Origin of the sequence: Shewanella sp. CAL98-MNA-CIBAN-0140 (genome assembly GCF_040309905.1) — a bacterium.
Taxonomy (GTDB): Bacteria; Pseudomonadota; Gammaproteobacteria; order Enterobacterales; family Shewanellaceae; genus Shewanella; species Shewanella psychromarinicola.
The window spans coordinates 1-262 of the sequence record NZ_JBEOPI010000207.1; the positions used below are offsets into that span (position 1 = coordinate 1).

A 262-nucleotide genomic window follows, 5' to 3' on the forward strand; every position below is an offset into this window, starting at 1 on the left:
GGTAATGATTAATGCCGTTAAAATGCACAATGCTACCTTGCTACCGCTCGATTCTGAGCATAATGCGATTTTTCAGTGTTTGCCGCTCGCTATTCAACAAGACAACACTCAAATTCATCAGCCAAACCATGGTGTTCGTAAGCTATGGTTAACCGCATCAGGCGGGCCATTTTTGCAGCAGTCATTTGCCCAGATGCAGCAAGCCAGCGTCGCTGAAGCGGTCAAACACCCCAACTGGTCGATGGGCCAAAAGATATCGGTC

Annotated in this window: 1 pseudogene; it reads left to right on the forward strand. The window is 48.1% G+C overall.

The window, feature by feature from the left end:
- Nucleotides 1–262 (forward strand): annotated as a pseudogene (locus AAEY93_RS20780) (1-deoxy-D-xylulose-5-phosphate reductoisomerase); the annotation flags it as partial.